The organism is Chryseobacterium scophthalmum, assembly GCF_900143185.1.
Taxonomy (GTDB): domain Bacteria; phylum Bacteroidota; class Bacteroidia; order Flavobacteriales; family Weeksellaceae; genus Chryseobacterium; species Chryseobacterium scophthalmum.
Map to the genome: position 1 here is coordinate 1,761,843 of NZ_FSRQ01000001.1, position 17,332 is coordinate 1,779,174.

Annotated in this window: 15 protein-coding genes; 7 read left to right on the forward strand and 8 right to left on the reverse strand. The window is 34.0% G+C overall.

What is annotated here, in order from left to right; translation table 11 throughout:
- Positions 1-68: 68 nt before the first annotated feature.
- Together BUR17_RS07910 and BUR17_RS07915 are read left to right on the forward strand one after the other, a co-directional pair.
- Positions 69-2,054, forward strand: coding sequence for a tetratricopeptide repeat-containing sensor histidine kinase (locus BUR17_RS07910; protein WP_074229760.1), 1,986 nt, complete (start codon positions 69-71; stop codon positions 2,052-2,054).
- On the forward strand, positions 2,041-2,682 hold the full coding sequence (locus BUR17_RS07915; protein ID WP_074229761.1) for a response regulator transcription factor: 642 nt from the start codon (positions 2,041-2,043) through the stop codon (positions 2,680-2,682). Before BUR17_RS07910 ends, BUR17_RS07915 begins: the two co-directional genes overlap by 14 nt.
- A 40-nt stretch (positions 2,683-2,722) precedes the next feature.
- Here the strand turns inward: BUR17_RS07915 and BUR17_RS07920 are convergent, their stop codons facing one another.
- The 4 genes from BUR17_RS07920 to BUR17_RS07935 form a co-directional block, all read right to left on the reverse strand.
- Positions 2,723-4,300, reverse strand: coding sequence for a DHA2 family efflux MFS transporter permease subunit (locus BUR17_RS07920; RefSeq protein ID WP_074229762.1), 1,578 nt, complete (start codon positions 4,298-4,300; stop codon positions 2,723-2,725).
- Positions 4,301-4,689: 389 nt separating this feature from the next.
- On the reverse strand, positions 4,690-5,793 hold the full coding sequence (locus BUR17_RS07925) for an HlyD family secretion protein (protein WP_074229763.1): 1,104 nt from the start codon (positions 5,791-5,793) through the stop codon (positions 4,690-4,692).
- Between the two features lie 18 nt (positions 5,794-5,811).
- Entirely contained in the window at positions 5,812-7,125 is a 1,314-nt protein-coding gene (locus tag BUR17_RS07930; protein WP_074229764.1) for a TolC family protein, read from the reverse strand.
- Complete coding sequence (locus tag BUR17_RS07935) at positions 7,109-7,735, reverse strand: TetR/AcrR family transcriptional regulator (protein WP_074229765.1); 627 nt, start codon at positions 7,733-7,735, stop codon at positions 7,109-7,111. The genes BUR17_RS07930 and BUR17_RS07935 overlap by 17 nt, the downstream gene beginning before the upstream one ends.
- A gap of 130 nt (positions 7,736-7,865) precedes the next feature.
- Here BUR17_RS07935 and BUR17_RS07940 point away from each other — a divergent pair, with 130 nt between their 5' ends.
- Positions 7,866-8,849, forward strand: coding sequence for a hypothetical protein (locus BUR17_RS07940; RefSeq protein ID WP_074229766.1), 984 nt, complete (start codon positions 7,866-7,868; stop codon positions 8,847-8,849).
- A 36-nt stretch (positions 8,850-8,885) separates the two neighbouring features.
- Here the strand turns inward: BUR17_RS07940 and BUR17_RS07945 are convergent, their stop codons facing one another.
- Positions 8,886-10,001, reverse strand: a complete 1,116-nt coding sequence (locus tag BUR17_RS07945; protein WP_074229767.1) for a DNA polymerase III subunit — start codon at positions 9,999-10,001, stop codon at positions 8,886-8,888.
- A gap of 217 nt (positions 10,002-10,218) precedes the next feature.
- Between BUR17_RS07945 and BUR17_RS07950 the strand changes: the two genes are divergently transcribed.
- The 3 genes from BUR17_RS07950 to BUR17_RS07960 are packed head-to-tail and all read left to right on the forward strand — an operon-like array spanning position 10,219 to position 13,145.
- Positions 10,219-11,493 carry a hypothetical protein gene (locus tag BUR17_RS07950; RefSeq protein ID WP_074229768.1) on the forward strand — a complete coding sequence of 425 codons (1,275 nt, stop codon included), beginning with the start codon at positions 10,219-10,221 and terminating at the stop codon, positions 11,491-11,493.
- Positions 11,494-11,495: 2 nt separating this feature from the next.
- Positions 11,496-12,092 (forward strand): LPS export ABC transporter periplasmic protein LptC, encoded by a 597-nt coding sequence (lptC, locus tag BUR17_RS07955; RefSeq protein ID WP_074229769.1) that lies wholly within the window; start codon positions 11,496-11,498, stop codon positions 12,090-12,092.
- A 3-nt stretch (positions 12,093-12,095) separates the two neighbouring features.
- Positions 12,096-13,145 (forward strand): anhydro-N-acetylmuramic acid kinase, encoded by a 1,050-nt coding sequence (locus tag BUR17_RS07960; protein ID WP_074229770.1) that lies wholly within the window; start codon positions 12,096-12,098, stop codon positions 13,143-13,145.
- Between the two features lie 30 nt (positions 13,146-13,175).
- On the opposite strand, the gene BUR17_RS07965 is transcribed toward BUR17_RS07960, so the two are convergent.
- Complete coding sequence (locus BUR17_RS07965; RefSeq protein ID WP_034674362.1) at positions 13,176-13,565, reverse strand: hypothetical protein; 390 nt, start codon at positions 13,563-13,565, stop codon at positions 13,176-13,178.
- 29 nt (positions 13,566-13,594) lie between these two features.
- Here BUR17_RS07965 and BUR17_RS07970 point away from each other — a divergent pair, with 29 nt between their 5' ends.
- Positions 13,595-14,206 (forward strand): NUDIX hydrolase, encoded by a 612-nt coding sequence (locus tag BUR17_RS07970; protein WP_074229771.1) that lies wholly within the window; start codon positions 13,595-13,597, stop codon positions 14,204-14,206.
- On the opposite strand, the gene BUR17_RS07975 is transcribed toward BUR17_RS07970, so the two are convergent.
- Complete coding sequence (locus BUR17_RS07975; RefSeq protein WP_074229772.1) at positions 14,199-15,470, reverse strand: UDP-N-acetylmuramoyl-tripeptide--D-alanyl-D-alanine ligase; 1,272 nt, start codon at positions 15,468-15,470, stop codon at positions 14,199-14,201. The two genes, BUR17_RS07970 and BUR17_RS07975, sit on opposite strands and share 8 nt — an antisense overlap.
- A 131-nt stretch (positions 15,471-15,601) precedes the next feature.
- Positions 15,602-17,203, reverse strand: coding sequence for a gliding motility lipoprotein GldJ (gldJ, locus tag BUR17_RS07980; protein ID WP_074229773.1), 1,602 nt, complete (start codon positions 17,201-17,203; stop codon positions 15,602-15,604).
- Between the last annotated feature and the right edge of the window lie 129 nt (positions 17,204-17,332).

The following is a 17,332-nucleotide window of genomic DNA, read 5'->3' on the forward strand; positions in this document are numbered from 1 at the left end:
AGGTATTTTTCAGTTCTTAATTTTTCACTAAATTGTGGAGTTTTATTTTCAATAATGAAATTGATATAATGAAGAATCACCTCATCACCATTTGTATATTTTTATCTACTTATGTACAATCTCAGCAACTCATTCCGCTGAATGAGAAAAGCTATTCAGACAGTCTGAAAACTGTTGTAAACAGCAAAATTGACAACAACGCCAAAGCGAATTCATATTTCTTATTATCAAACTTTTACAGAAATACAGATTCTCTTTTAAGTAAAAGCTATTTAGAAAAAGGGAAAGCTTTAAGTGAGAAAACACCTTTAAATACAGCAAAATATCATTATTATGAAGGTTGGCATTTTTTAGAAAGCAACAAAGAAAAAGCAGCAGTCTCATTTCAAAAAGCCATACAGGAATTTTCTAAAATTAAAACTGAAGAAGCCGATTTCTACATCGCTTCATCGTGGTACAACTATGGCGTTACCCAGAAAAACAAAGAAGGTTACCCTTTTTTGGTAAAAATTTTGGTTGAAAAAAGCATTCCGCAGATTGAAAAATACAAGCATCATAAAACTTTAGGTCAATTCTATTCTCAGCTTGCCATCATTCTTACGTATAATGCCGAGTTTGCAAAAGCCTTTGAATACAATACAAAAGCGATTAAAATATTAGAAAAAAATGCGCCACATTCTCCAGAATTGTTTTTTGCTTACCTCAACACAGCAAGTAATTTCTGTTACCAGGCAAAAGGTGATGAAGCCAAAAAATATTTAGACAAAGCCGAAAAACTTATTCAGCCTTATCCGGAATCTTCTTCCAATGCTTCTTTCTATTATGGAAAGACACTTTATTTTATTACTAAACAGAAAAATGAAGAAGCACTTCCAATGATTGAAAAAGGTTTGGTTTATGCTAAAAGATCTAACCAAAATCTGTTAACTCAGATGTTTTATATGAATAAATATGATATTTTAAGGAAGCAGAATAAACTGAATGAAGCGAAAAACGTTCTAGAAAATATCTTATCCGAAAAGACACTCATTATTGATGCCAACAACAGAAAAGCTTTTTACAACCAGCTTTCAAGCCTTAATGAACAAATGGGCAATCTGAAAGAAGCTTTGATCTGGGAAAAGAAATATTCAAAATTAAATGACAGCTTAAATTCTGAAAATGTAAAGCTGGAACTCAATACACTGGAAACAAAATTTAGAACTGCAGAAAAGCAAAAAGAAATCGCCAATCTCAACACTGAAAAAGCACAAAAAGAACTGGAGATCAACAAGAAAAACCAATATTTATGGCTATTGGTTTTTGCATCACTATTCCTTCTTATTTTAATTATTTCCATTTATTTCTACACTAAAAAATTAGCCAAAGAAAAAGAAATCAACCATTCTCAGAAGCTGAAAGAAATCGCGCAACAGGAAGAATTAAAAATAACAAAAGCAATTCTGGAAGGTGAAGAAAAAGAAAGAGAAAGAGTGGGAAAAGACCTTCATGACGGACTTGGAGGAATGCTTGCCGGAGTGAAAATAAATTTTTCAGCTTGGGCTTCACAAAATTTAGAACCAGAAAAAAAACAAAACTTCAACGGAATTTTAAATCAACTGGATCATTCGGTGACCGAGCTTAGAAATATTGCAAGAAATCTGATGCCCGAATCTCTTTTAAAATTTGGTTTAGAAACCGCTTTAAAAGATTTGTCTGAATTTTACACCAGAAAAGATTTGCATATTGACTTTCAGTCTATTGATATTAACACCAATTTTCCTTTGGCGGTACAGATCAATATATTCAGGATCGTACAGGAAATTCTGGCCAATGCCGTGAAACATTCTGAAGCAGAAAACATATTGCTACAATGCTCTCAATCTGAGGAAGTATTTTTAATTACAATTGAAGATGATGGCAAAGGTTTTTCACAAGATTCTTCACCAACAAAAAGTATGGGACTTCATAATCTCAAAACCCGCGTGGATTATTTAAAAGGTAAAATGGAGATCAATTCCGATGATGAAGGAACGGCAATTAATATAGAACTCAACACCCATGCAATCTCATAAAATCAACATCGTCATTGTAGATGACCATCCTATCGTTATTGAAGGGTTGAAAATCATGTTATCTGACAAGCCTTTTTTTCACATTGCAAAAACGTTTACAAACGGTGGTGAAGTCATTCAGTTTATTAAATCTAATGAAGTAGATATTATTCTGCTCGATATTTCTTTACCCGACATCAGCGGAATTCAGCTATGTGAAGAAATCAAAAAAATATCTCCGAATACCTCCGTCATTATGTTCAGTAACCGTTCCGAAAGGAGCATTATCATGCAGTGTATACAAAACGGAGCCAGCGGTTATTTATTGAAAAATGTTTCTTTGGAAGAATTAATGGAATGTTTTCACGGCGCCCTTTCCGGAAATATTGTCTTCTGTAACGAAACCAAAAACATCATCAGTAAACCTTCGCCGCAGGAATTGACCACTACTCCACGCTTAACAAAACGCGAGAAACAGATCCTGCAGTTTTTAGCAAAAGGAAAAACAAGCAATGAGATTGCAGACGAACTTTTTTTAAGCCCATTAACTGTTGATACCCACCGTAAAAATTTACTTCAGAAGTTTAGTGCTAAAAATTCGGCTGAGCTTGTGCATATTGCGGTACAGCAGAATATGATCTTGGAATAAAAAAAACCTCTGAAAATTTCAGAGGTTTTTAGTTTATATTTTAGTGCATTGCTTCACTCAAATCTATTTTTTCTTTGCTTTTCCGTTCTCTGATAAATAGAATAAACGGAATACATATCAAGAACGCTACACCAAGATAAAGGAAAACATCCATGTAAGATAAAACGGTTGCCTGTTTGGTGACGGTCATATCTAAAACTTTGTAAGCGGCATTCATAGCTGCATCAGGAGTCATTCCTTTAGCGATAAAATTAGCTTTTAAAGCTGCCAATCTCTGCTGAACATCAAAGCTGTCACTGTCGAGATGGGATATTAAATTCAACCTGTATTTCTGACTGGCGTTCGCTATAAATGTGGTGATGGCTGCAATCCCAAAAGAACCACCAAGCTGTCTCATCATTCCTGTAAAAGCCGCTCCCTGTCCAATTTCCTGACCTTTTAATGTACTTAATGACAAAGATGTAATTGGAATAAACAATAAACCAAGTCCCATTCCTCGTACGATCAGCATCCAGAAAAAGGCTTCTTTACTCGTATCTGGTGTCAGAATTTTGTACCCCCAGAAACTGTAAACAAAGAAGATAAATAATCCCAAGGAAACCAAGATCTGCTGTTTTGCACCTTTTGAAAGCAATCTTCCGATGATCGGCATCATGAAAGCTGTTGTTAGCGCCGCCGGAATCATTAATGCTCCTGACTGAAGCGCCGTCCAACCCAAAATACTCTGCGTATATAAAGGAACAATAAACGTTGAACCATATAAACCGAATCCTAAAACGAAGGACATCACGGTTCCGATCCTCAGATTTCCGTTCTTTAAAACTCGGAGTTCCACAATCGGATATTTAAAGGTGAGCTCTCGCCAGAGGAATAATACAAATCCTAAAACTGCAGTAGTCGTAAATGTTACAATCATTCCGCTTTCAAACCAGTCTTCTTCATGACCTCTTTCCAGAATGAACTGTAAAGATCCTACGGTTAATGCCAGTAAAGCAATTCCGAGCCAGTCGACATCTGAAGCTTTTCTTTTCTCAGAAAATTTCGGGCTTTTCACAAACTGTAAAGTCATTAATGTTGCTGCAATACCAATTGGAATATTGATGTAAAAAATATATGGCCAACTGTAATTATCAACGATATAACCTCCCAATGGTGGACCCAAAGTAGGACCAATAATTACTCCCAAACCGTAAATTGCCTGCGCCATGCTACGTTTTTCAACCGGATAAGATTCGGTAATAATCGTTTGCGAAGTTACGAGCAACGCTCCACCGCCAATTCCCTGACATAATCTGAAGAACACCAACTCCCAAATATTTTCGGCATTTCCACATAGAAATGAAAATATGGTAAATATAATAATGGATGCTGCAAAATAATTTCTTCTTCCGAACTGCTGCGAAAGCCAGCTCGTCATAGGTACAACAATAACGTTACCAATAGCATATGCTGTGATTACCCAACCCACTTCAGAAAGTGTGGCACCCATGTTTCCCTTCATTTCGTTGAGGGCAACATTTACAATCGTGGAATCCACAATTTCTAGCAAAGCACAAAGAATCGCTGTAATCGTAATGATTACTCTTCGGGCTCCATATTCTACTAATGAATCTTGCATTGATTTTTTTATGTGTTTTAAAGAAGGTTGAGGTTAAAATTTAGCTTGAGAATAAAACATTTCTAAAGTTTAAAATCATTATTCCTCATCTTTAAGAATTATAAAAAGTGAATTGTCAATAGTTAATCAACTTCATGGTCAACTTTACTACTTCATTTTAAATCTGTCATCAATCATCGTCAAAACCTTTATCAATCTTCCTGCATCTAATTCCTCAACATTCGCAATTGACTCGCCTCAGCAAAACTGACAATTCACTTATATACTTTTTTATAAAAAATGAATTGCCAATACGCCATCAACATTGTTATCAATCTTCAGCTACATTTCCATTTACAATTGATTTGCTTCCGCAAAATTGACAATTCACTTAACTAACTTTTTCAATATTATTTTAAAGAAACTTCTGCTTTCACATTCATCCCTGTTCTTAATCTTTTTGCAATGTTTGGATCAAGTTTTACAAAATCGATTTTTATAGGAAGTCTCTGTACAACTTTTACAAAGTTTCCGCTTGCATTATCCGGAGGCAAAATAGAGAATGTAGATCCTGTTGCCGGAGAAAATGAGCTTACTACACCGTCAAATTCTGTATCAGGAAAAGCATCAATTTCTATTTTCACTTTTTGTCCTTCAACCATTTTGGCAACCTGAGTTTCTTTAAAATTGGCAATTACCCATTTCTGATCATTTTTAACCAAGCTAAATAATTGTGCACCTGCCTGTAAAAACTGACCTGCCTGAATAGGAACTTTCCCGACAAAACCATCTTCCGGAGCTACGATAACCGTATAAGAAAGATTTAATTTTGCACTTTCTACATCAACTTCTCTCTGTTTCGCTACCGAACCGGCAACTGAAATCTGTTGAGAGCTTGCTTCTGTTTGTGAAGAAGCAATTCCTGTTTGTTGTGCAATCTGGTTTCTTGTATCTACTAAAACCTGCAATTGTTTATCTGCAGACTGCTTTGCTGCTAAAGCCTGTTCGTACTGCTGTTCTGTAATTGAATGATCTTTTACAAGAACTGAATATCTTTTTAAATCCTGAGCTGTTTTCCAAACGTTTACTTTTGCCGCTTCAATTTGTGCATTTGCTGTTGCTACAGCTGCTTGTGAGCTGCTAATATTTTTTGAAGTTGCATTGGTAGAAGACTGAGCAGATGAAATATTGCTTTTTGCGGTTGACAAAGCTGCCTGAGCTTGCTCTAAAGCCATTTTCTGATCTTTATTATCTAAAATAACGAGTGTATCACCTTTTTTTACAAACTGGTTGTCTTTTACTTTTACTTCTGCTACATATCCTGAGATTTTAGAAATTACAGGGTTCATATTAGAAGCGATTTGAGCATCATCCGTTTCTTCGTGAAACTGACCGTAAGTGTAAGATCTGTAACCGAAAATTCCGCCCCCGATTACTACTACGGCTAAAATGATCGGAAAAACTAAACTTTTTTTCTTTTTCGGTTCAGTTACTTGATTATTGTTATTTTCCATTTTGGATATTGTCTGTTTTTATTTGATTGTTAAAGTTCCTGTAGTCTGCAATAGTTTTCTATACGCTAATGCAGCATCTGCTTTTGCATTGATAACGCCAACATTGGCAGCAATCTGAGCCGCATCTGCATCCAATAATTCTGTCATGGTTGCAAGACCGTTATCATATTTGTTTTTTGTAATTCTGTAGTTTTCGTTAGCTTGTACCGCTGCTTTTTCGAAAACTGTAATTCTTTTTTTAGAATAATCTGAATTCTGATATTCTCTGTTGACATCTAATTTAATATTATCGTTCAACAGTTCGTTGGTTGCAGACAATTGCATTTCTCTAGCTTTAGACTGCTTCAAAGCTGAATTTTCTTTCCAAAGGTTTGATAGATTGTAAGAAATTCCTACTCCAACATTCACGGCATTATAAATCGTTAAAAATTTCGGAATATCTGCAGCAACATAACCTCCTGTAAATGCAATAGAAGGAAGATTTTCTGCTTTTGCAGATTTCGTTCCCAATTCTGCGGCTTTTCTTTGCTGATCTAAAGCTTGAAGATCTTTACGGTTTTCTCTCGCTTCATTCAGATAAAAACTAACAGGTTTTACATCATCAGATTCATCAACATAGTTTTTATCCACCTCAATCTCCGTAGTTTCCGGAAGACCAAGAAGCAAATCCATATTGATATTGGCAATGTTGTAATTGTTTTTAGCTTCTAATAACTGCAGTTCTATATTTGAAGTCTGAAGATTTGCTTTCAAACGGTCATTTCTTGCAATCACTCCGTTGTTTTCAAGCTTAAGAAAAGTTTCGTCTCTTTTTTGAGAAGCCGTAAGATTTTCTTCTAAAACTTTAATCGATTGGTTGGCTTTAAATAAGTTATTATAAGCCTGAGCTACATTATATGCAATGGCAATTTTATCATTTTCAGTGCTCAGTTTTGATGCTTCCACCAAATATTTTGCAGACTGAATTCCGTATTTTATTCTTCCACCGCTGTAAATAGGAACGCTAAGATTTGCCGAACCATAGGCAACCTGATGAACTTCCGGTCCTCCTGCTGCAGAAACTCCTGGAAGTTTCAGATCGATGTTCGGTTTTATCGGAAGATACATATAACTCCCCGAAACTTTCAATTCCGGAAGCTGTCTGTTTTTTGCTTCCAAAAGATCGGCTGTAGCTTCTTCTATTTTGGCAGCATCTATTTTTAAACTTTTACTGTTCTGGATTCCCAACTGTACCGCCTCATCAAGACTTAACTGTTTTTTCTCCTGAGCATTGGTGTACATCATTCCTACGAAAAGGGACAGTACAATAGCTGAGTTATTTATTCTCTTCATAACCTAAAAGGTCTTTTAAAATATGTTTTATATGTTTCTTGAGTTCTGAATAATATTTTTCCTCAAAAGCTTCCTCATCTTCAGTATTATTAAGAAATTCTTTATACATACCTTTGGCATTTGATGCGTAAAACAACGTTCCGCTTACGGTAGAATGTAATAAATAAATGGGAGGGTTTTTGGTGAAAATTCCTTTCTGAATTCCGCTTTCCAGAATTTTGGAATACATGGAAATGAAACTCATTTTAGTTTCCTTTAAAAATTCCACAATCTGAGGATTTTCTGTATGAAGCTGCTCTCTCTGCATAATTCTGTAAAAGCATTTGTGATGCCTTACTCTGCCAGCAAACTGATCAACAATTCTTTCAATCTTTTCCCATTCATTAATATCTGTTCTTTCTAAAATATCTTTAGAAAAAAACTGTCCTTCATTCATCCTGTACTCCACCAATTTCTCATAAAGCTTTTCTTTAGAACCGAAATAATAAGAAATCATTGAAATATTTACATTGGCAGCTTTAGAAATCTCTCTTGTAGAAGTTCCCTGAAAACCATTTTCCGCAAATAGTTTTTCTGCAGCGAATAATATATTTTCTTCTTTTGAAATCATCTTTAGTAATTTTCGGGTGCAAATGTACAACGCTTTTTTGTTAAAATCAAACGATTGATTGATTTTTTAATTTATTTTTAATTCTTTATATATTTCCAATTAATTTTATATTTACTTAAAATCAATTTTTATGGGCTTTTTCAGTTTTCTTTTCGGCAGAAAAAAACAGACGGAGAAAATCAATCCTCCCGCAGAAGATCAATCTGTTAAAATTTCAGAATCCGGAGCAAAATTCGATCTGGAAATTGTAGAAGCTTATAAAAGATATCATTCAGATCCTTCTTCAGATATAAGTTTAGGCATCGAAGATCAAAACGGAAAAAGTATTCCGCCACACGTTGCTTATTCTCAGATATTTTCTGAGTGGGCAAAAATTCAGTCTAAATGGGACAGAATGTCTGTGCTCTATGAATTTTGGGATAATTCTCAACTTGAAAAACTGGAAGACTGGCAAATAATAGAACGATATACGAAAGACAGATATGCTACAAAATCATTGAATTATTTCAGGAAAAAGGTTGAAGGAAAAGATAAGTTGTCTGTAGAAGAATTGGTGGCTGTCTCTAAACTTTACAGAGTTTTACTGGATAATGATTCAGCATTGTCTTACGCAGAAAAAGCCTACGAAAAGTTTCCCGGCAATGATTTGGCAAAAGTAGAATACGCAAGTGTACTTCATTTATCTAAAGACACCGTAAAAAGAGAAAAAAGCCATCAGATTATTGGTGATGTTTTGGAAAAGAAAATGAAACAAAATGAATCACAAAATATATTCGATTGTTTTATTTTTTCAGAAAATTATCTCGATTCGTCAGTATTTGCAATGGCTTATCTTATTAACGCCGATGCAGATCTTGAGATGTGGGATTATGTTGCAGAGGAATATTATTATTGCCCTGTCTTTCGTTACGAACATGCAGTAAAATTATCTGAATCTGAAAACACAGGTTTGCGTGCGCTTGCCAAACTCACTTCTTTAAGTCAGGAATTTCCATGGTTTACAACGGCATTGCAGTCTACAGTAAAAAATATAGAATCTATGCGTGTTCAGCTGAGCAATCCCGATTTTATGGAAAAGGAATATTTAGAGTTTAAAAACAATCTTCAACGATAATTCTTTTTTAATATTTATCTAGACAGCCAGAATTTATTAACTCTTGTGAATATATCTTGATAATTTAATTCCCAAATCTGTCCATACAATTTTAGGATTACCGTTTCTTGTAAGATGTAAATCGGCAGTATTTATTTCTTCTAAAATATTAATAATATTTGCACCACTGATGTATTTTGAAAAACCAGCCCAGTTGAAACCATTGGCATCAATCTTTTTGTACACCAATTCTTCAGACTGATAATTTTGCAATAAAGCCAATCTGAAAATTTCTGAGGCATAGTTGAGAAAGTTTTTTTGCTTTTCTCTGTTCCAGCCTGCAATTTCTTTTGCCCAAATAATGATGTTTTTAAGATATTCCGGTTTCTTTTTTACCATAAATGCATCACGAACCCACTGTACAAATAGCTTTTCAAACTCCGGATTTTTATCTTGTGAACTTAGAAATTTTACGGCATCATTGAGATTTCCTTGTGACTGATGCACAACCTCCTTCCCTTTTTCATCTGAAATATTAAATTTATTTTTTAAATAAACTTCCAAATCTTCATCATTGATTCTTGGAACTTCAATCAGCTGCGTTCTTGATAAAATCGTTGGTAAAATATCGTCACTGCTTTCTGCCGTTAAAAGAATAATTGTTTTTGCTGGCGGTTCTTCCAAAAATTTAAGAAACTTGTTGGATGCCGCTGTATTCATTTTATCAGCACGCCAAACGATGAGAATTTTAGTTCCGCCTTCAAAACTTTTTAAAGAAAATTTTTGATTTTGCTCATCTATTTCATCTGCAGAAATAAAAAATTGTTTATTTTCAGATTCCAGAACGGCAGTCCAATCGTCAAAACTCGCGTAAGGAAAATCTAAGATCATTTCTCTGAATTCCTCAAATTTATTTTTGCTTAATGAGTTTCTGTTATCGGTAAAAACAGGAAAGCTGAAGTGTAAATCTAAGTGATTAAGATGTTCTACTTTTGATGCAGCATGCTCATTTTCACCTTTTAATATTTCTTTTGCATACGCTAAAACCAAAGGCATCGTTCCGTAGCCTTCTTTTCCTATGAAAAGCTGGGCGTGGCTTACTCGGTTTTCGGTGATGCTGTCTTGAAGAAGTTTTTTAAGATTTTCTTGTCCGGCGATGTTTTCCCAATTCATGTTTCAAAGATAAGAATTTTTGAAAAGGGTAACGAGTCAAGTGCTAATTTTGCTTCGCAAGTAAATAGTTAATTTTAATGTCTTTAAAAAATTGACAGTAAAGCTAATTTTTCATTGACAATTCATTACAAATTCACCCTTAACAAACTTTAACCTCAGTAAATTTTTACAATTCATTAATATTTAAGATATTTGCGCATTATTTTAAAAATATAGAATGAAAAAAATTTTTGTACTATCATTCATTTCAGTGGGGTACTTCCTTAACGCGCAAAGTTTGAGCAACTCACCTTATGCAACTTACGGAATTGGTGATGTAAAATATGATAATACGATTGAAACTTCCTCTATGGGAGGGATCTCAACTGCTTTTATAAGTGATTTCAGCAGTAATTTTAACTTCGGAAACCCTGCTAATAACAGTAATTTTGAGTTAACAAGTATTAAGCTTGAAGCTACTAACGAAAACAATTATTTTAAAACTGATTATAATAATACGAAGTCTACCAAACATTCTACGTATTTATCTAATATATCTATCGCTTTTCCTATTTCATCAAAAATAAAAATGGGATTCCTTTACCAACCGTATAGTTCTAAAAGCTATGAGGTAGTACATGATGAAACAATTGATGGAGCAATCAATCGAAATATATTCAAGGGTAGCGGAACTTTAAATACCGCTCAGTTAGCCCTATCTTATAAAATCAATTCTCAATTTGCTGTAGGAGCAAGAGCTAATTATTATTTTGGTAATCTTTATGATTTAAACGAATTTTCAAATTCTAATGCTGAATTAATAAATGGTTACGAAACCAAAAACAGCATTAAAAATTTCAACTTTACATTAGGTACAAGTTATCAAAGTATAAATACAAGTACCGATCGTAAACTGACCATTGGGGCAACTGCTACATTTGGTAATACAAGTAATATGAACACCAATTATATTAACAGTACTTATTATTACAGTGATGTTGATACAAAAGCGGGAGAAACAATTATTGATCAAAAAAATACCAATTCAAACAATTTACTTCCACTTCAGGCTTCAATAGGTGTAGGATACGGAAGTGAAAACCATTGGTTCCTTTCAGGACAGATTGATTATAAAAAAGGAGAATCTATCAGCTATTTCGGTAATACTTTTGATTATCAGGATTCTTACAGAGTTTCTGCCGGAGGTTGGTATTTACCAAACTATAACAACTTTAGAAGTTACTTCTCAAGAGTTGTTTACCGTTATGGAGCTTTCTATGAAAAAGGAAGTCTTGAAATTGCCGGAAACAGCATTAATAAATTTGGTATATCAGGAGGAGTAATGCTACCATTCAAAAATAGCAGTATCACAAGAATGAGTGGTCTTGAAATTGGTGTAGAATTAGGAAAAAGAGGAACGCTTAAAAACAATCTGATTAATCAGAATTTTGTTAACCTGAAAGTTGGTTTCAATTTTGCTGACAGATGGTTTAGAAAACAGCTTTACAACTAAGAATGAATTTTATTTCAAACATAAATTTTAAAAATATAGCATACCTTTTTAGTTGTGCTATATTTTTTATATTCACATCCTGCGAAGAAGACCTTACCAAGCCAAAAGGTGGCAACGAAAAAAACTTCCCATCGCAGATTATTCACAATGCAAAAATTATACAGAGAGATTCTGGTTTTATTACCCTAAAAGCAACGGCTCCGATTATTGAAAAATACGAGTTGATCGACAGTCCTTATACTGTTGCCAAAAAAGGAATGAAAATAGAGTTTTTTGATAAAAAAAATCCTAAAAAACCTGGCAACATTACTGCAAAATATGCAAAAATGTACGATTACAAAAAATTCTACGAAGCAAGAGGCGATGTAAGAATTCTTACCAGCGATGGACAAAGATTTGCTACACAAAGTGTTTTTTGGGATCAGAAAAAAAACAGAATCTACACAAGAGACACGGTTTACGCAACTATGGAAGATGGTTCAACTCTTGTGCATGCAAACGGAATGACCGCTAAAGACGATTTCTCAGAATATAAATTTTTCAACAATTCTGGAGATCTTGATGTAAGCAAGGCTAAAATTGCACAACCAAGACCTTAACCAGTGACTGTTTATAAAGCAATAGGATTAATGTCGGGAACCAGTTTAGATGGTTTAGATATTTGCTTTGCAAAATTTTGGAAAGAGAATTCTTATTGGAAATTTGAAATCATCAAAGCTGAAACGATTCCTTACCCTAAAGTTTTAGAGGAGCAGCTTAGAAATTCTATTTATTTATCTTCACAGGATTTATTAGCCTTACATTCAGAATACGGATTTTATTTAGGTGAAATTACCAAAGATTTCATTACGAAAAACCAGCTTTCAGATATTGATTTGATTGCGTCTCATGGTCATACTGTTTTTCATCAACCTCAAAGAAAATTTACCCTTCAGATTGGTGACGGAAGAGCTATAAAATCACAAACTCCAATTCCTGTTATTTACGATTTCCGATCTCAGGATGTTTTACTGGGCGGAAACGGAGCGCCTTTGGTTCCGATTGGTGATGAGTTATTGTTTTCGGATTACAATGCATGCCTTAACTTAGGTGGATTTTCGAATATTTCATTTAAAATCAATGAAGAAAGAATCGCTTTCGATATTGCTCCGGTAAATATTCTTTTAAATAAATTAGTTCAGGAGTTTGGTCAAGATTACGATGAAAACGGCGATTTATCGAGAAAAGGAAATATTAATCCTCAATTATTAGAACAATTAAATTCATTGGAGTTTTATGCGCTGTCTCATCCAAAATCCTTGGGAATTGAATGGTGCAATGCAAATGTATTCCCCTTGTTTTCAGGGATTGAAAATTTAGATGTTTTAGCGACTTTTACAGAACACGCTGCTGAACAAATTTCTAAAATCTTCAATATTCATCAGTTTAATAAAGTACTTTTTACAGGAGGCGGAACTTATAATCAATTTCTGATCGAAAAAATAAAAAGCAAAACGAATACAGAAATCATTATTCCCGAAAAACAGATTATTGATTTTAAAGAAGCTTTAATCTTTGCTTTTATGGGCGTTCTCAGATTGAATAATGAAACCAACGTTCTTGCTTCGGCAACAGGAAGTTCACATAACCACAGTTCCGGAATTATCGCATAAAAAAAACCTTCATTTCTGAAGGTTTTCGTTTTATTTATAAGCTTCGATTTTATCAGTCAAAGTATTAATGAAATTCTGAAGCGGTTTCTCAACCATCATTTTGATAAAAGGATTAAATTTTCCTTCAAAAAGCATCTGTACTTCAGTCTGATTTTCGTTCAAAGGTTTCAAAGTTGCTGTAAGAGCAAAATCTAAGCTTGAGCTAGCCGATTTCAAAACAGCTTTTTCATCTGTAACTTCATCTATTTTGAGTGCAATTTCAGGCATTCCTTGAAGTCCGAATTTAAAGCCATCTTCTCTGGTTTCAAACTTTTGAAGACCATCCGGCATAAATTCTTTATAATTTTCAGGAGATTTCAGCAACTCAGATAAATCTTTAGATGATTTATTGACAATAATTTTTCGTCCTTCTAAATTCATTTTTTATTTTTGTATTTAAATTACTACAAATGTATAAAGTTTTTGTGAACGAAAAAAAATTATTGATATCTAAGAACCCTGAAAACTTAGAGAAAGTCTTAAATTACGAAAGTTTCACAACTTTAGAAATTGCCCTTGATCTTTTGCAGAACACATCGACTTCCGAGCTTAATGTGTACGGCGAACAGATTGATGAGATCTGGAAAGAATTTAGAAAACTTTTCAGAATTATTGAGGCTGCAGGAGGAATTGTAAATAAGCCAAACGGAGATACACTTTTCATCAGAAGATTAGGAAAATGGGATCTTCCGAAAGGCAAAATGGAAAAAGGTGAATCTCGTGAAGAATCTGCAATAAGAGAAATTGAGGAAGAAACCAATTTACAAAATGTAGAACTCAGAGATTTTATCAATACAACCTATCATATTTATATTGAAAGAAACGGCGACCGTGTTTTGAAACACACCCATTGGTTTGAAATGTTTTTTGACGGTGAAGATACCTCAAAACCCCAGTTAGAAGAAGGAATTACAGAAGTTGCCTGGAAAAACACCACTCAGATTGAGAATGAAGTTTTTCCAAACACGTTTCAAAATATAAAATTGATTATTAATGAATTTTGGGATACAAAATCTAAATAAAATCGATTGCTTTTTCTAAAGAAATACCTCTTGAAGCTTTAAGCAGAATATTTTCTGACTGAATTTTGTTGCCTTTTAAATATTGAATTAATTCATCTGTACTTTCAAAAGCCGCAGAATTTTTGTTGACGTTTTTAAATTGTTTTCCAACAGTGATAATTTCGTTGAAACCTAACTCCTGAGCTAAATTAAGAATATTCTGATGTTCTTTTTCGCTTTCATCTCCTAATTCCAACATATCGCCGATAACGATTGTTTTTGAGCCTTCAAAAGTGACAAAATTATGTAGAGAAGCAGACATTGAACTCGGGTTTGCATTGTAGGTATCTAAAACCAGAGTTTTATGATCTTTTTTCACCACCTGAGATCGCATATTCGTTGGAGTGTAAGATTCTATAGCAGATTGTATTTTATTAAAACCTATCCCAAAATACAGACCTAAACTTGCAGCAGCACAAAGATTGGTAAAATTGTACTCTCCTGTCAGTTTTGATAAAGCTTTTTGATCTTGATATTGTAACCCGACAAAATTATTTTCAGAAAAAGCCTCAAAATAATAATCAGAATCTGATTTTCCAAAGGTTATTTTTGGTGCATAATTTTGAGTTTTCTCAACCTGAATAGGATCATTTTCATTAATTAAAACGGTTTGATCTGCATTTTTAAGATAATCATACAATTCAGACTTCCCTTTTATAACGCCTTCAAATCCTCCGAAACCTTCTAGATGTGCTTTTCCGAAATTAGTTATGTATCCGTAATTAGGACGGGCAATAGTACAAAGCAACCCTATTTCTTTCTGATGATTGGCTCCCATTTCGATTACAGCCATTTCATGTTCCGGTTTAATAGAAAGAATACTCAACGGAACACCAATGTGATTATTTAAATTTCCGAAAGTGTACTGCACATTATATTTTTCTGAAAGGACGGCATGAATAATTTCCTTTGTAGTAGTTTTACCATTACTTCCGGTAAGACCAATAATGGGAATATTCAATTGATTTCTATGATGGATAGACAATTCTTGTAAAAATTCTAAGGTTGAAGAAACATAAAAAATATTTTTCTCCGAATTTTCAAATTCTTTATTTTCAACAATAACAGCTAAAGCACCCAAATCAATAGCTTTTTGAGCTAATGTTGCCGCATCAAAATTATCTCCCGAAAACGCAAAGAAAATATCATTCTCTTCTATTTTTCTGCTGTCAATAGTTACTTTTTTTGCGCTTAAAAAAATAGGATAAAACTGTTCTGTATTCATGTGAAAATATATGTTTTTTTTTGTGTGTAATCGCTAAATCTGCATCGATTTTGGTAAAGCGATTTCATGGTTCAAAAATAAAAAAACCTCCCGAAAATATGGGAGGTTTTTTTTAAGTATTTTGATAAATATTATCTTCTCGTTCTAGATTTGTCGTTTACTCTAGCATCTTGTGCAACACGGAAACCGATCCAACCATAACCAGATGACTGATTTTTGTATCTTCTTTGTCCCGGATCCAACCAATATGCTGAATCTTGCCAAGAACCACCTTTTACAACTCTAACGTCGTTAGAAACCGCTGATGTTCTGTCTTTAGTATCTTTTTGTAATACTACTTTACCATTTGCATCAACAATAAACTTCTTAACAGGAGCATTATACATATTGAAAGATGTAGCAGAATCGTTTGCGTTTCTGTAATCTAATGAAGACTGTTTGTCACCATCTCTGTAGTTTCTGTAATCTGCAATAGTTTCTCTTTCAAACTGACCAGGCAAGTTTTTGTAAACTAATCTTCCGTCAGCTAAAGTATCATATTTCATGTTACCTTCTTCTACCATTTTGTAAGTTCCGTCACCGTTTCTTACGATAGCTTGAGGCATATTTCCTCTGTAATAGTTGAAGTCACTTCCAGATTCATCAATGATTGGTCTGTACACATCTGCCGTCCATTCTGCAACGTTTCCAAACATACCATAGATACCGATGTTGTTTGAAGGGAATTGTCTTACATCTGCTGTTTGAGCAGCACCATCATTTTTCCATCCAGCAGGTCCTGAGTAATCTCCTCTTCCTTGCTTGAAGTTTTCAAGGATCATTCCTCTATTTTTACCTTTGGTACCTCTAAGAAGGTCTACCTGAGGTTTTTTCTCTAAGTAATTGTTGTACTCTCTGTTTTTTTCCATACCAAGAGCAGCAAATTCCCATTCAACTTCTGAAGGAAGTCTGAATTTGGTAACCATCGCAGCATTAGGAGCTCCGTTTGCAGCCTGAATTCTTTGATTGGTAGTTTTCATACCAGTTCTTTGATTCATTCTTTGCTGATTGATGTACCCTTGCATTTCCGGATCATTCGATTTGAATTTATCCATATTGAATGCAGTTCCACCTTGGTTATTAGATTCGTTGATGTACAAATCTTTTGCAATAATACCTGCTTGCATCAAAGCTTTTTCATTTGCTCTGTCTGTCAACCACTCGCAATATCTGTTTGCTTGAGTCCAAGAAACTCCTACTACCGGATAATAATCATAGTTTTGATCTCTGAAATAAGTTTCATTAAGATCATTTCTAGATAATTTATTATCCCATAACAAAGTATCCGGTAAAGCACCGTTGTATATTTCTTTATAACTAGGATCACTTGGAGGGAATACATACTTCAACCATGTAAGGTATTCGCGGTATTCGTAGTTAGTAATCTCAGTTTCACCGATAAAGAACGAACTAACCTGCATTCTGCGAGGCGAGTTATTCCAATCGTGCATTACATCATCTTTCACTAATCCCATTGTAAAAGTTCCTCCTTCAACATATACCATTCCCGGCCAACCTTTTTGCTTCTGTTGCTTTCCTGCAAAAAACCAACCCTGTTTTTCGTTTGGTTTCCAACCTGTCTTACTGACAAATTTTTTGGTACCCCCGCCTCCGGAAGTTCCAGAACCACCACAGCTAGTTAATGCAAGTGTAGAACTCAATGCTATTAATGAAAACAACTTTAGTTTTTTCATAGTCGATATAAATATTATTCAAAGTACAAAGAAAAAATAAATTATTCAATAAATCAAATAAAGATTTGATTTTTTTGAAAAATCTTAACAAATTAATTTTATGGTATCACATATTAATTATAAAATTTT

Excerpts from the sequence above, each read along its gene's own strand:
- BUR17_RS07910 (WP_074229760.1), top strand. The coding sequence starts at position 69 with ATGAAGAATCACCTCATCACCATTTGTATATTTTTATCTACTTATGTA.
- BUR17_RS07915 (WP_074229761.1), top strand. The coding sequence starts at position 2,041 with ATGCAATCTCATAAAATCAACATCGTCATTGTAGATGACCATCCTATC.
- BUR17_RS07920 (WP_074229762.1), bottom strand. The coding sequence starts at position 4,300 with ATGCAAGATTCATTAGTAGAATATGGAGCCCGAAGAGTAATCATTACG.
- BUR17_RS07925 (WP_074229763.1), bottom strand. The coding sequence starts at position 5,793 with ATGGAAAATAACAATAATCAAGTAACTGAACCGAAAAAGAAAAAAAGT.
- BUR17_RS07930 (WP_074229764.1), bottom strand. The coding sequence starts at position 7,125 with ATGAAGAGAATAAATAACTCAGCTATTGTACTGTCCCTTTTCGTAGGA.
- BUR17_RS07935 (WP_074229765.1), bottom strand. The coding sequence starts at position 7,735 with ATGATTTCAAAAGAAGAAAATATATTATTCGCTGCAGAAAAACTATTT.
- BUR17_RS07940 (WP_074229766.1), top strand. The coding sequence starts at position 7,866 with ATGGGCTTTTTCAGTTTTCTTTTCGGCAGAAAAAAACAGACGGAGAAA.
- BUR17_RS07945 (WP_074229767.1), bottom strand. The coding sequence starts at position 10,001 with ATGAATTGGGAAAACATCGCCGGACAAGAAAATCTTAAAAAACTTCTT.
- BUR17_RS07950 (WP_074229768.1), top strand. The coding sequence starts at position 10,219 with ATGAAAAAAATTTTTGTACTATCATTCATTTCAGTGGGGTACTTCCTT.
- lptC (WP_074229769.1), top strand. The coding sequence starts at position 11,496 with ATGAATTTTATTTCAAACATAAATTTTAAAAATATAGCATACCTTTTT.
- BUR17_RS07965 (WP_034674362.1), bottom strand. The coding sequence starts at position 13,565 with ATGAATTTAGAAGGACGAAAAATTATTGTCAATAAATCATCTAAAGAT.
- BUR17_RS07970 (WP_074229771.1), top strand. The coding sequence starts at position 13,595 with ATGTATAAAGTTTTTGTGAACGAAAAAAAATTATTGATATCTAAGAAC.
- BUR17_RS07975 (WP_074229772.1), bottom strand. The coding sequence starts at position 15,470 with ATGAATACAGAACAGTTTTATCCTATTTTTTTAAGCGCAAAAAAAGTA.
- gldJ (WP_074229773.1), bottom strand. The coding sequence starts at position 17,203 with ATGAAAAAACTAAAGTTGTTTTCATTAATAGCATTGAGTTCTACACTT.